The organism is Pseudoalteromonas sp. NH0006-46 (genome assembly GCF_057547735.1).
Genome location: NZ_BAAJML010000001.1, coordinates 730,917 through 745,047, shown reverse-complemented (window position 1 = coordinate 745,047; position 14,131 = coordinate 730,917). Strand labels below are relative to the sequence as shown.

Below are 14,131 nucleotides of genomic sequence, written 5' to 3'. Positions count from 1 at the left end.
AAGCGGTTTTTTGTATCTACCTTTTATCTATTAAAAAACGATTGATTTACCTCTTCCTGAACTTTCAGACGCAGCGTCTAATTGCCCGTTTTTATTGATAATTACATGCAAGTCACCAAAGTGGCGCTCGTCAATAGTGTAACCCATTTTTTTAAGTTCTAGTTTTACTTCATCATTCAACCCTACATGAGCACGTACAACGTTTTTAGGCCAAAGCTGATGATGAAAGCGAGGTGAATTAACGACTTGCTCTGCACTCATATCAAACTCAATAGCATTTAAAATTGACTGATAAACCGAGCTAATAATAGTTGTACCTCCGGGTGAGCCTGTAACCATTTGTACCGTGTTGTCTTTTAATAAAATAGTAGGCGTCATAGAGCTAAGCATACGTTTGTGTGGCTGTATTTCATTGGCTTTGCCGCCAATAGCACCAAACACATTCATAACACCAGGTTTAGCACTAAAGTCATCCATTTCATCATTTAAAATAAAGCCAGCGCCGTCAACCACTACACCGCTGCCAAACCCTAAGTTTATGGTCGTAGTATTTGCAACAGCATTACCCATTTTATCAATAATAGAAAAATGTGTGGTTTGTTCGCTTTCTTTTAACCCAGGCTTTATTGTTTCGGTTGTAGTAATGGCTGCCAACGAAATACCGCTGCTACGTGTTTGCAAATACGGTTCATCAACTAATGCATTTACCGGCACATTAAAAAAGTCAGGATCACCTAAATACTCCGCTCGGTCGGCAAACACACGTTTACCTATTTCAGAAAGTAAATGTACGTAGGGTGTTGAGTTATGAGCTATGTCGTTAACTGGTTTTTTTAGCTCATACATTTTAAGCCATTGTAAAATTGCAATGCCACCAGAACTAGGCGGCGGCGAAGTAAGTACTTCATAGCTGTTCCAACGTGCTTTTAATGGTGTGCGTGATTTAGCCGTATAATTTTTTAAATCAGCCTTAGTTATGATTCCCCCATGCTGGCGCATGAACTTTTCAATAATATTAGCTGTTTCGCCTTCATAAAATCCTGCTTGGCCATTATCACGAATTCGCATTAAGGTTTTTGCTAGGTCGGGTTGCTTAAATATTTCATTAGCTTTTAAACCAGCAAAATACTTTTCGAAGTTAACGTTTATTTTTTGCTCGTTTAAATAGCTGATATAATTACTAGCTCCTTGCGCTAGCTTTGGTGGCACAACAAACCCCTTCTCAGCCAAAGTAACTGCGGGTTGCACTAGCGTTTCCCAGTCAACCGTGCCATGTTTTTTATGTGCTAACCACATACCCGCAACACTCCCGGGTACACCGCTTGCGTGGATGCCATAAATTGATTTATTGGGGATCACATTACCTTGTTCATCTAAATACATATCACGATGAGCAGCACTTGGGGCAGTTTCTCGGTAATCAATAAAATCACTTTTGCCATCTTTTTGGATGAGCATAAAACCGCCACCACCAATGTTACCCGCTTCGGGAAGCGTCACAGCTAGTACAAATTGTGCTGCTATAGCTGCATCTACTGCGTTACCACCTTGCTCTAATATGTTTTTAGCCGCATCTGCACTGAACGAGTCAGGCATAGCGACAGCACTTTGCACAACCTGCTTAGCCGCTACATTAAATGCACTAAATTGCAGCATAACTACGCTAGTTATCACTAACTTGCTTGGCGAGAAAAATAAGCCCATACAGCATCCTTAAATTATTGTTTTAATATTGGTGTTATTGAAAAATTAATTAAAAAGTAAACATCTTAAAAATAACTAACAGCATAACCTCACGCTTATTTATGCATAGCTTTAATGGCTAGGTCAATCGTTGCGTATTCAGATTTTAGTCTTACCTTAAACGCTTAGAATAAAGAACAGCAGGTAGCTCACCCTGTTCATCGGTATGTGTGTAGGTTTTAATAAACAACAGTCCAAGCTTTTCCATTACTTTTATAGAACCGACATTATCAGCCAGAGCACTGGCGCTAATTTTTTTTACACTAGGTTGTTTTGCTAACTCTCCACACAGTGCCTTAGCGGCTTCAGTAGCGTATCCATGTCCCCAACTAGCTTGTTTAAAGCGCCAACCAATTTCAATATCACTAAAGTTTGGTGAATCACTAAAAAAATCCATAGGCCTCAGTAGAATCCAGCCAATAAACATATTCGTGTCTTTAATTGTTATTGACCAAAGCCCCCACCCTGTTTGCTCATTTCGATAAGCAAGCATACGCGGTATACCTTCCTCTTTAATTTGCTCTTTTGAGGTAGGAACCCCGCGTGTTAAAAATTGCATAACTACAGGGTCTTGATCAAGTTCATACAATTTATGCCAATCATGCTCGTCCATTAATTTAAATTTTAACCGTTTTGTTACGGGGGCGTTCATTTTCATTAGTGTATAGTTCCTTTAAATCAATTATTAATCTCTTGAGGAGATAACACATGAACAAATTAGCAGGTTTAGCATTATTAGGCACTTTAATAACTTTAACGGGTTGTGAAGATGCAAAAGAAGTAAAAGAAGAAACAAAAGAAAAAACCGCTCAAATGCAAGAGCAATTGGGTGATGCATGGAATGAAGTAAAAGAAACAACAAACGATCTTAAAAATGATGAGTCACTAAACGAACTGCTGCAAGAAAGTAAAGCAATGGGCTTAGACATGTACGACGATGGTAAAGAAATTGCTATTGATGCATGGATAAAAAGTAAAGAAGCCGCAGGTGAATTAACAGAAAAAACGAAGCAAAAAGCGCAAGAAATTGCTGATGAAATTGAGCAAGCTCGTGAAGAACATAATAAGGGATAATAAACCTTGTAATAAAAAAAGGTAAGCCATTACGGCTTACCTTTTTTGTATCGTACAAAACAACTGTGAGTAATTAAGCTTTATATTTGCTCATTACCAGAGTGGCGTTTGTACCACCAAAACCAAAGCTGTTAGACATTACTGTATTAAGCGCTACGTCTTTGCGTTCCGTCACAATATCTAAACCTTCAGCTTGCTCGTCTAATTCATCAACATTAATAGATGGCGCTACAAAGCCATGCTCAAGCATTAGCAAAGAGAAAATGGCTTCATGCACACCTGCAGCCCCTAATGCATGACCAGTCATTGCTTTTGTTGCACTGATCATTGGCGAGTTACCACCAAATACATCTTGAATTGCACCAAGCTCTTTGACATCACCCACCGGTGTTGATGTACCATGCGTATTAAGGTAATCAATGCTGTCTACATTTTGCATTGCTTGGCGCATACAACGTGCAGCACCCTCGCCCGAAGGTGCAACCATATCGTAACCATCAGATGTAGCACCATACCCTACTATTTCAGCGTAAATATGTGCGCCACGTGCTAATGCATGCTCAAGCTCTTCCACAACCACAATGCCACCACCGCCAGAAATAACAAACCCATCGCGGTTAGCATCATAGGTGCGCGATGCTTTTTCTGGCGTTTCGTTGTATTTAGTCGACAGTGCACCCATTGCGTCAAATTCCATTGCAAGCGTCCAGTGAAGTTCTTCACCGCCACCAGCAAACACAACGTCTTGCTTACCCAGTTGAATTTGTTCAACCGCATTACCAATACAATGCGCCGACGTAGCACACGCAGAGCTAATTGAATAATTAACGCCTTTTATTTTAAAAGGGGTCGCTAAACATGCTGATGTTGTACTGGCCATAGTACGTGGAACCATATAAGGCCCTACGCGTTTTACGCCTTTTTCACGTAAAATATCAGCAGCTTCAACTTGCCATTTAGATGAACCACCACCAGAGCCAACAATAATACCCGTGCGCTCGTTTGACACTTGGTCTTCTGATAATCCAGAGTCTTCAATTGCTTGCGTCATAGAAATGTAAGAGTACGCAGCTGCATCGCCCATAAAACGCATTGCTTTACGGTCAACGTGATCTTTAACATTTATGTCAATTATACCCGATACGTTACTGCGTAAGTTATAGTCGGCAAACTCTTGGTTGAAAGCGATACCACTTTTACCTGTTTTTAATGACTCTAAAACTTCTTCTTTGTTGTTACCAATGCTTGATACAACACCGATACCGGTAATTACGGCTCTTCTCATGGGTGATTCCCTTAGCTTAATACTTAATTGCGTTTTATTTTACGCGAATTTAATCACTTAAGTGGTCAGCTTTCTAGCGTACACTTGTACTCTGAACTGCTAGCTTATAAATAACGCCAGACTATTACAAAGAAAACCCGTAAAATAATGAAAAATATATTCTATAAATTTGTTAATTATGATCAAAAACGCACATATACACTTTAACGATTTAGGTACACCGTTTGCTGATGACTTTGGTGATATTTATTTTTCGAATGACGACGGCCTTGCTGAATCGCATTATGTGTTTTATGAGCAAAATAATATAGACACTCGATTACAAACTCATGACCAATCCCATTTTGTAATAGCAGAAACAGGGTTTGGCACAGGGCTGAATTTCTTAAATACATGGCAACACTTTAACGATCATATTGCACGTCAACAATCACAAAATCAATTAGATAAAGGTGTTAAACGCCTTCACTTTATTTCGTTTGAAAAATATCCGTTAAAAGTCGACGATTTAAGCCGAGCACTTCAAGCATGGCCTACATTACAAAAATTAAGCAAAAAACTCGTTAACAGTTACCCTATCAACTTACAAGGATGCCATCGCCTTGAGTTTGACAGCGGGCGTGTTGTGCTCGATTTACGTTTTGGTGATGCGCTGGCGTCTATTAATACAATGAGCTACCCACAAACAGGTATTGTTGATGCGTGGTATCTGGATGGCTTTGCCCCAAGTAAAAATCCTGAAATGTGGCAACAAAGCTTATTTAATGGCATGGCTAACATTTCAAAAGCAAAAGCAACACTCGCTACATTTACCGCCGCAGGTTTTGTTCGCCGTGGCTTAATAGAAGCCGGGTTTAATACAATCAAAAGTAAAGGCTTTGGCAAAAAAAGAGACATGCTAATTGGCCAAATAAATGATGCAAATACAGCGCAATCTGCGCCGCCTTACTTTAATCAAAATGCGAGCAAACTCGAAAAAATTGCTATTATTGGTGGCGGTATAGCAAGTAGTTGTATTTTATATAGCCTTGCTAAACGTGGTATTGCAGCTGAATTATTTTGCCAAGACCCACGTCCCGCTATGGGCGCGTCTCATAATGTGCAAGGCGCGGTGTATCCTCACTTACAAGCTAAAAACTCGCCACATAGTGAACTTTTTGCTCATAGTTTTTTATACGCAAAGCGTGTTTACCAACAACTGCTGGATGAAGGCTTTAGTTTTGATCATCAATGGTGTGGTGTTTTGCAACATGCAGTAAAAAAACCGCTGGCTGATAAACACAAAAACCTAGCTCAAAAGCAACTTTGGCCAAAGCAACTTATGCAAAACGTAACCGCAGAGCAAGGCGATGAAATAGCCGGCGTTCAAACTGGTTACCCCGGTGTGTTTTTTGAACAAGGGGGTTGGGTTAATCCACCACAACTCGTTAATGCAATGCTAGCCGCAGCCAATAAACTAGCGCCTCACAACAGCCATTTTAATTGCAATATCACAAACCTAAAAAAAACAGAAAACGGCTGGTTTTTAACAAGCAATCACCAAAAGTTTGGCCCATTTAGCGATGTTATTATTTGCGCTGGTGAGCACAGCGACGCATTTGAGCAAACAAAAGCACTTCCTATTGTAGGTGTACGCGGGCAAGTGTCGCATGTGCAAGCAAGCCCTGAATCTCAAAAGCTTAAGACGGTGCTTTGCCATAAAGGCTACTTTACGCCAGCTTATTTAGACCAACACTGTATGGGTGCTACGTTTGATAAAAACAGTAAAAGCCGTCATGTTTCAGATGAAGATAACCAAACCAACCGTGATCAACTCATCAACTTTTACGAACATAGCGACTTTGCCACAACGTTAGGTAAAGTAAACTCAGCAAAAGCCGCTGTCCGATGCACATTCATCGATCACCTGCCAATGGCTGGGCAATGGTGTGAACAAAGCGATTATACTAACGCATTTGCAAATCTAAGGCTGGGGAAACGTTACCAATACTTGCCTCTGGCGAACCCTCAACAAGGACTGCATATTTTCACAGGTTTTGGAGCTCGCGCTTTATGCAGCGCACCACTGTGTGCCGAACATTTTATTAGCTGCTTAGCAAACGAGCCGCGCCCACTCAGCGAGCGAGTAAGCCAAGCAATACACCCCGCTCGTTTTATTGTAAGAGATTTAATCCGCAATAAAATATAAATGACAAAGCCCCTAATTTAGGTAAACTATTCTTAATAAAAGGAACTTATAGAGCCACAATGAAAAAATTAATTGTACTATCGCTGATATTGTTTACCTCGTTTAAAGCACTTAGCATAAATGTTATTAACATTGCCCTGCCTGATGAGTTTGTTACAACGATGGAAGTAACAGATGAATACCCACTTGTAAAAACAGGGTATTTAACGCAATCTATTTCGTCCATTACAGACTTTTATCAGCAACAGTTAGGTGAGCCATTAAGCGTAACCGGCAATAAAAATTACCGTACCCTTCATTACAATTACCAAACTCGTAAAGTGCGTATTAGCTTATACCACCGTAACTATGTGACCGAAGTGAGTATAATGATCGAATAAACGTTATAAAAAAACACCAATATAGCCACTCATTTTCATACTCAGTTAAGGTGCTCGTTTTAAATTAAACGTTCTTTAAAATTAACCAATTAATATCTCTTTTTACCCTTTAAAAACAATTTTTGAGCCCAAGCTCTATTTGTAAGCAAACACATTTACTAACAAGTGAAAGGAGTTAATTATGAGTAAGACCTTAATTATTGGCGCTAGTGGTCAAATTGGTAAAATGACAACGGAGTTATTACTTAAGAACGAACAAAATGTTACCGCCCTTGTTCGTGATAAAACTAAACTAAGTGATTTAGAAAGCCCGTTTTTAAATATTGTAGAGCAGGACTTAGAAGGTGACTTTAGCGAAGCTGTAAAAGGTTGCGACCAAGTAATTTTTGCAGCGGGTTCTGGTGGTAGTACTGGGGATGATAAAACATTATTGATTGACTTATGGGCTGCTGTTAAAGCAGTAAATTATGCAAAAGATAATAAAGTTAAACACTTTATTATGGTCAGCTCAATCGGTGCAGACAACCCGGACGCAATAGAAAGCGATTTAAAACCTTACTTAGTTGCTAAACACATGGCCGATGAATACTTAACCAATAGCAGCTTAAATTACACCATTGTTCGCCCTGGTACGCTTACTGATGAAACAGCCTCAATGGAAGTGACAAAACAGCGCCCTGATGATCAAGACAAAGCCAAAATCAGTCGAGAAAATGTAGCCAATGCGCTACTGCATATTGCAACTAACTCATTTGAAAAAAATCGTATTTTTGAGTTATTTGATGGTGATACAGCAATAAAATCTGCGGTTAAATAATTTAAGCGCTCCATTAACCTGAGCGTTAGTGGGGCAGCACTTTCATCGATTACCAAGTAAATTAAACAGCCAACATTAAAACAAGGGCGTAATATTGAGCCTAATGGATCTAAATAAGGAATAGGCAATAAGGCACCCATTTGCATGCAACAAACAATTACCCCATTACTTCGCAAAAACTTTAAACCCAAAGTAGTCACGATGAGATTCAGTAAACTAGACGACACAGCCCCAAGATTAGATCTAAGTGAGTGCCGCTCTAATAGTTAAATGTAAAATAATCCACGTTTCCTTCCCTACTTTGCAAATTTTCTTCTTATGAACCCACTTTTCTGTACTAATTTTAAGCACAGTAAATTATTAATGAAAAATCATTAGTGAGGATTATAGATAACCGTGCTCCAATCTGTTAAATTTATGTTATGTATCTAAAATAAAAACAAAGCTTCTTTCTGGGATGTTAATAAGGGAATTAATGTGAGCGCTACATTTAAAATTATTTTTAATGGCCAATTACACCAGCATGCCAATATTCCATTGGTACAAAAAGAACTAAGTCAGTTTTTAAATATTCCCCATGCTATTGCCATCAAATTATTTGACGGTAAACCCTACGCATTGAAAAAAGATCTAACGAGTATTGAAGCTGTTAAAGCCGAATCGTCACTTAAAAAAATGGGCTTAATAACACGAGTTGAACTGCATCAATCTACCTCTTTAACTGAAAAACAGTATCCTTTAGCGTTAAAAACACCAACAAATTACGATAATGCAAAAACACATAAAACGTCCAATTCAAAACGTATACTACTGCAAAAAAAAGCAATTTCTGTAAGGGATATGATTACGCGTTACAAAAACTACAAAGTAAAGCTGCAGCGCGCGTCACTAAAAAGCCTGCTCTATTTTTGTTACGTATCCCTGTTAGTTGTGACAATTACGGGCCTTACCATTAGCTGTAATTTACTTTCAAACACTGTGAATGAATCGCAAAGTAACACTTTAGTTAACTTAACCTATCAAGATTACAAACAATACATAACTGACCAAAACGCAATTAACAATCAACAAAGCAATATAAATACCGATAATAATGCATCGCAAAACCAAGGTAGTCAGCAATTCAATCGGTTTGCCCTATTAATTAATAGTTATGCTGAAAGTGTAAAACAGCCTAATGTAGAAAAAATGGGAGGAGAAAAATTAAACCTACGCCTTCAAGAAATAGACGAATTAGGTGAAAAAAATGTATTTTGGCTGCAACTCATTAATTTAGCAAAAAACTTAAATAACGACGCGCATGTAATGAGCACTCTTAGTAATGCCGACCCAAACAAAGTTCAATGGATCAACGCCGTAGACTGGATCAGTCAGCGTTATATTAGGCAGCAACAAATCAGCAACTCTCTTCCTAAAGTTAATGAACCTAACAACGTTGTGCTTAATTTAACGCTGTCAATTAGTGTTTTATCACTACTTATATTAATGATCATTGTGATAAAAATGAAGCTACGTACAATTAAAGAAACCTAGTATTTTTTATTCATTGCATAAAAAAACCCGCAACCTGATTACTCAAGTTGCGGGTTATTTAGGGTTTTTAAACAAACGAATTTAAAAACCATTATTGGTGGAGCTGGGGGGATTTGAACCCCCGTCCGAAAAGCCTCGACCGTCGGTACTACATGTTTAGTATTGTCATTTAATTAACCTTTAAATCCCGGACAAACACGGTAAGTAAAGGCGAGGCCGCTTAGTTTTAACGCTTCAACCCCGGCCAGGGTTTCCATCGCGATCAGGTGTTAGGGTGACACTCCAGAATCCAGTCCACAAGAATACATGGAAGGAGCGCTAGCCAGCCTAAGCTGCTAGAGAGTAGTTATCGTCGTTTGCGATTACTTTAGATTGCGGCTTTTTTACGAGGCAAACCGCACCTCGACATGCACCTTGGGCTTCTTGAATTCCGTCGAATCCTAATCAGCCCCTGAATTAGTAAACTCATTCAGAGCGTGCAGGCAGTATAACTGAGTAAAGTGATGATACTCAAGGCTTAATGACGCTTTATTTAATTCACCTATGTTAACTGCGCATTTAATGAACAAATTAACAATAATGTACTAGATACAGTAAACATTTACTTAACAATATGGTTAACCTGTGTTCAAATGAGGGATTAGCAAACTAGTGCTAAAGGTTTAGTTGTAACTGTAAAAGTTAAGAATAATAACAGGCATAAGAAGTAGGGAATTAAAAATGTCGGTTTTTTCATTAGATAAAAGTACAGGATGTGTGTCTTTAACTAAGCATCCTGTTGATAGTGGTTTTCCGGTCACAAGCACTCAACTAATTGAAATGTTTGAGCAATCTGAATTTGGTGAATATGAGATCATTTCAGCCAATATCGGAAAACTTTTTGCGCCTACAAATAACCACAAAGAAGTGTCTTTAGTTGTCGCAAAAGCAGTGGATGCATCTATTGTAATTAATATTGATGAAAAAAACATGGTTGCAGAAGCAACAATAACAACCGCCAAAGGTGGTGCACTGCTTTCAATAGAAGATGCACAAGAGGCGTTGAACAAAGCGGGTGTAAAAAAAGGGATTAGTCCTCGCGCACTTGATAGCTTTTTGGGTCAACAATTTGAACAAGCTTCTGGGTCAACTTACAGCGCTATTGTTGCGCATGGTCGTAATCCAAAAGAAGGAAGCGATGCTAAATTTGTTCGCCTTTGTTCAACAGCACAAGATCGTATTTTAAGCCCTCAAGCTACTGCCGGTGGCAAAGTAGATATGAAAGATCTTGGTGCCATTATTACTGTTAAACCAGGCACACCTCTTATGCAACGTATTGCTGCCACAATGGGTGAAGACGGCTATACCGTGTTTGGCGATATCATTCCTGCAACGCCTGGTAAAGAGCTTGAGCTGCAACCTTTTGAAGGGACAAAAATAGACCCAACAAACCCCAATTTACTAATAGCAGACTGCAAAGGCGTACCTGTTGCGCTACCACGCGGGATGCGCGTTGACGACGTTTTATGTTTCGATAATGTCGATGTGAGCACCGGTCATGTTGATTTTGATGGCAGTGTAATTATCAGCGGTGACATAAAAGACGGTATGCGAGTAAAGGCAAAAGGTGATATTACTGTTTTAGGCTTTGTTGAATCGGCCATTGTTGAAAGCCAAAGTGCAGTTACAATTGTGCTAGGGGCTATAGGCCGTAACCGTGAAAACGAAGAAGCATTTACATGTAGCATTTCAGCTAAGCGCACAATTTCTATAGGTTATGCCCAATACTGTAATATTAAAACCGACCAAAACCTGTTTATTGAACGTCAAGTATTGCATTGTGATTTAACGGCTAAACGTTTAATTCGTGTTGGCAAGGCAGATAAGCCTCGTGGCAAAATTATAGGTGGTAATATATTTGATGCTATGCGTATTGAAACTGGCGAACTAGGTGCACCAGCCGGTACTAAAACGCGTGTATTTTTAGCTCAAAACTGGTTTGAACTGCGTGATAAGCAGAGCCAAATTAACGACTTTGAAAAAGTATTAAGCACTAAATTAGTGGATTTAAAAAATGCGCGAACTAAAGCAGAAAAAATCACGAACCCTGCTCAGCGTAAACAATTTACAGATAAAATCAGTGCTAACGAAAAGCAACTGAATGCTCGCTCTCGCAATGTTAAGCAGCAAAAAGCAATCGTAAAAAGAAAAATAGCCCAGCTATTAGCTTCTAGCCGCGTAAAAGTGAACGAATTAATGCACCCTGGTGTAGAGGTTAAAATAGCAAAAGAAACAAAACAGTTTTCGCGTATTTATCCCCCCCACTTCGTAAAACTATCTGAGGGTAAAATTACTCAGTCGTTTTAGGTTCATTGGCTGCTTCATCTTCGTCACTATCATCAAGTGGTGCAAGCGGCCAACCGCCTAGCTCTTGCCAACGGTTTACGATTAAACAGTATAATTCAGCGGTGCGTTCTGTGTCGTAAAGTGCTGAGTGGGCTTGACTGTTATCAAATTCAATTCCAGCTGCACGACACGCTTTAGCTAATACTGTTTGACCTAATGCAAGCCCTGCTAACGTTGTTGTATCAAAGCTTACAAATGGATGAAACGGGGTGCGTTTTATACTATTGCGTTCAATAGCTGCATTTAAAAATCCGTGATCAAAGGCCGCGTTATGCGCCACAATAACAGAACGCTGACATCCGGCTGCCTTTTGCGCTTTGCGCACTACCTTACAAATCTCTTTAATGGCATCCTCTTCTTTTACTGCTCCTCTTAACGGTGAAAATGGATCAATTCCGTTAAATTCGATTGCCGCTTGCTCAATATTAGCACCTTCAAACGGCTCAACATGAAAATGCACTGTTTGATCTATGCTCAACAAGCCATTGTCATCCATTTTTAATACAGAGACTGCAATTTCAAGTAATGCATCTGTTTCTTTATTAAAACCTGCGGTTTCAACATCAATAACAACAGGAAAAAAGCCACGAAAGCGTTTTGCGAAAAGAGTTTGCTCAGTATTTGCCATAGTCTTCTTGGTTTGTAGGTATAAGCCTTCTATTATGTCAAAAGTATAGGGCTTTCGGCTAGAGGCATTAACTATTATTTACGCCTATAATAATAGGCATATAACTTGCTTTAGAATGACGCTAGCAAAGTTTACGTTGCACTTTAATAAAGTAGTACTGAACAATGCCAAATTTTTGGCGTGTAGGGTTACGGAGAGTTTTATGAAGTTTAAATTATTATTGATGAGCGCCAGTATTAGCTCTGTGCTATTAAGCGCAAGTGCAACTGCAGCCATGCGTAATTACTCTGCGAATCAAGACAGTTCAAGCTGGGAAGTCGTTAGAACAACACGCTTACAGTGCCAATTAAATCATGAGGTTCCTTACTACGGGGAAGCTATTTTTAAAGCCACTGCAAGCAAAAATAAAAACCTAACTTTTAATTTAGATATGGTTGTGCGCCCAGATAACTACTCTATTGCTGGACTTAAAGCAGTTCCGCCTTCATGGCGTTCTGGGCTACCAGCCCGAGATATTGCCAATATGAAGCTACTAAAAAAGTTTGATGGCGAGCTAGGCAATCAAACAGCTTGGGAAATGCTCACTGAGCTTGAAAAAGGATTTTACCCCACTTTTTACTATCAAGACTGGCAAAATAGTGCCGATAAAATTGCCGTTGGTATTTCAAGCGTTAATTTTAAGCAAGCTTATTGGGCGTTTTTACAATGTCGTGACGAACTACTGCCTTACAGCTTTGAAGATATTTCGTTTACAGTAATGAACTATCAATCTAACAGCAGTAAGCTCACTAAATCATCTCAGCAACGCCTTAACAAAATTGCTGAATATTTAAAAAACGATTCAACCATCGAATCAATTAGTATCGACTCTTATACCGATAGCTACGGCGGTCGTTGGAACAATTTAGACCTATCGCGTAAGCGTGCTAAAGCAATAAAAGACTACATGGTTAGCCTAGGGGTAGATGAAAATAAAGTTAAAACAACGGGGTTTGGTGAAAAACGCTTTGTAGACACCAACGATAATATTTTAGGTCGCGATAAAAACCGCCGTTTGGTAATTCAAATAGCTAAAATGTAGGAGCGTATACTCAGCCCACTAGGTTACAAACCTCACGCTGTAATTTGATCGCTCCTAGATTGAACAAATTTCTAGCCACAAAGTTCAACACGCACTAGTGCTAACGCTTTGCTTTTAAATATTTATCGCCAAATTGAAAAAAGCCTAAACTAATAACAATGATAACCGCGCCAGTTATTAGCTCTATACTCAGTGGCTCGTTGTTAAGCCACGCACCTAGTCCAATAGCAAAACTTGGAGTAATAAGTGTGGTTAACGCAACGGTACTTGCATTTAAATTTTGTAAAACATGAAAATACGCTAATGCCCCTATTAACGAACCAAATAATCCTAAATAACCAATTGCCCAAAGCGACCTTACATTCCAGTTTTGTATATTAAGCTCACCATCAAGCAACCACCACGCAATAAAAAATAGTGGCGTTACAAACACGAGTGCACCAAATGTTGTGGCCATAGGGTGAATTGCAATTTTTACTCGCTTTATCATGACACCGCTTAAGCTAAAAAAACACACAGCCATAAATACATATACAAGCCCGAGTCCCTGAGTTTGTGAATTTTGTACTTGGTTGTAGCTTACAAAATAAAGGCCAACTAAAGCGCTTGCTAAAGCAATGAGCTTTATTGGGCTAAATTTAGGCTCATTTAATAGCTGCTGAGCAAGCAACCCCGATAAAATAGGAGTCAACCCAAACATGAGTGAAATAATGCCAGAAGGCACTGTTTTAGCCGCCATATAACTCAATAGCATGCCACCAAAAATACCAATACTTGAGTAAGAATACAGTAAACACGCCGACTTATTCCATGGCACTCTTACATTAGTGACGGCTACGACAAGCGCCCCCATAAATAGCCCCACCAGCATACGCATTAGCACCGCTAATGAGGGCGAAACACTTTCACTACTCCACACAATACCCAGCGGTGTGGTCGACCATATAAGAACCATTAAAAAATAAGAAACTTTAACTGGCACGTGCCATTCCTTTGTAAGTTAAAAATAAGGCGAGT

At 39.3% G+C, this 14,131-nt stretch carries 12 protein-coding genes and 1 other RNA gene; 7 read left to right on the top strand and 6 right to left on the bottom strand.

Going from position 1 to position 14,131, the window contains the following annotated elements:
• Positions 1-30: 30 nt before the first annotated feature.
• Positions 31-1,704, bottom strand: a complete 1,674-nt coding sequence (gene ggt / locus AC27I2_RS03400) for a gamma-glutamyltransferase (RefSeq protein ID WP_487203491.1) — start codon at positions 1,702-1,704, stop codon at positions 31-33.
• Positions 1,705-1,855: 151 nt separating this feature from the next.
• Positions 1,856-2,401 (bottom strand): GNAT family N-acetyltransferase, encoded by a 546-nt coding sequence (locus AC27I2_RS03395; RefSeq protein WP_138528662.1) that lies wholly within the window; start codon positions 2,399-2,401, stop codon positions 1,856-1,858.
• Positions 2,402-2,451: 50 nt separating this feature from the next.
• Between AC27I2_RS03395 and AC27I2_RS03390 the strand changes: the two genes are divergently transcribed.
• Positions 2,452-2,817 carry a hypothetical protein gene (locus AC27I2_RS03390; RefSeq protein ID WP_058403435.1) on the top strand — a complete coding sequence of 122 codons (366 nt, stop codon included), beginning with the start codon at positions 2,452-2,454 and terminating at the stop codon, positions 2,815-2,817.
• A gap of 73 nt (positions 2,818-2,890) precedes the next feature.
• Here AC27I2_RS03390 and fabB read toward each other — a convergent pair whose 3' ends face one another.
• Positions 2,891-4,102: a beta-ketoacyl-ACP synthase I gene (gene fabB / locus AC27I2_RS03385; RefSeq protein WP_487203490.1), complete on the bottom strand. Its 1,212-nt coding sequence runs from the start codon at positions 4,100-4,102 to the stop codon at positions 2,891-2,893.
• Positions 4,103-4,280: 178 nt separating this feature from the next.
• On the opposite strand from fabB, the gene mnmC reads away from it, so the two are divergent.
• The 4 genes from mnmC (at position 4,281) to AC27I2_RS03365 (ending at position 9,020) form a co-directional block, all read left to right on the top strand.
• Positions 4,281-6,290 (top strand): bifunctional tRNA (5-methylaminomethyl-2-thiouridine)(34)-methyltransferase MnmC2/FAD-dependent 5-carboxymethylaminomethyl-2-thiouridine(34) oxidoreductase MnmC1, encoded by a 2,010-nt coding sequence (gene mnmC, locus AC27I2_RS03380; RefSeq protein WP_487203489.1) that lies wholly within the window; start codon positions 4,281-4,283, stop codon positions 6,288-6,290.
• A 59-nt stretch (positions 6,291-6,349) separates the two neighbouring features.
• Positions 6,350-6,670 (top strand): hypothetical protein, encoded by a 321-nt coding sequence (locus AC27I2_RS03375; RefSeq protein WP_058403438.1) that lies wholly within the window; start codon positions 6,350-6,352, stop codon positions 6,668-6,670.
• Positions 6,671-6,851: 181 nt separating this feature from the next.
• Entirely contained in the window at positions 6,852-7,487 is a 636-nt protein-coding gene (locus tag AC27I2_RS03370; RefSeq protein ID WP_219421702.1) for an SDR family oxidoreductase, read from the top strand.
• Between the two features lie 477 nt (positions 7,488-7,964).
• Positions 7,965-9,020: a hypothetical protein gene (locus AC27I2_RS03365; protein ID WP_487203488.1), complete on the top strand. Its 1,056-nt coding sequence runs from the start codon at positions 7,965-7,967 to the stop codon at positions 9,018-9,020.
• A 95-nt stretch (positions 9,021-9,115) separates the two neighbouring features.
• Here AC27I2_RS03365 and ssrA read toward each other — a convergent pair.
• Positions 9,116-9,472: a transfer-messenger RNA gene (gene ssrA, locus AC27I2_RS03360) on the bottom strand.
• Between the two features lie 268 nt (positions 9,473-9,740).
• On the opposite strand from ssrA, the gene AC27I2_RS03355 reads away from it, so the two are divergent.
• Entirely contained in the window at positions 9,741-11,366 is a 1,626-nt protein-coding gene (locus AC27I2_RS03355; protein ID WP_219421700.1) for a flagellar assembly protein A, read from the top strand.
• Here AC27I2_RS03355 and rnt read toward each other — a convergent pair.
• Positions 11,350-12,033, bottom strand: coding sequence for a ribonuclease T (gene rnt, locus AC27I2_RS03350; RefSeq protein ID WP_058552054.1), 684 nt, complete (start codon positions 12,031-12,033; stop codon positions 11,350-11,352). The two genes, AC27I2_RS03355 and rnt, sit on opposite strands and share 17 nt — an antisense overlap.
• 202 nt (positions 12,034-12,235) lie before the next feature.
• On the opposite strand from rnt, the gene AC27I2_RS03345 reads away from it, so the two are divergent.
• Entirely contained in the window at positions 12,236-13,114 is an 879-nt protein-coding gene (locus tag AC27I2_RS03345) for a flagellar protein MotY (protein WP_487203487.1), read from the top strand.
• Positions 13,115-13,214: 100 nt separating this feature from the next.
• Here AC27I2_RS03345 and AC27I2_RS03340 read toward each other — a convergent pair whose 3' ends face one another.
• Complete coding sequence (locus AC27I2_RS03340; protein ID WP_487203486.1) at positions 13,215-14,096, bottom strand: DMT family transporter; 882 nt, start codon at positions 14,094-14,096, stop codon at positions 13,215-13,217.
• Positions 14,097-14,131: the final 35 nt, after the last annotated feature.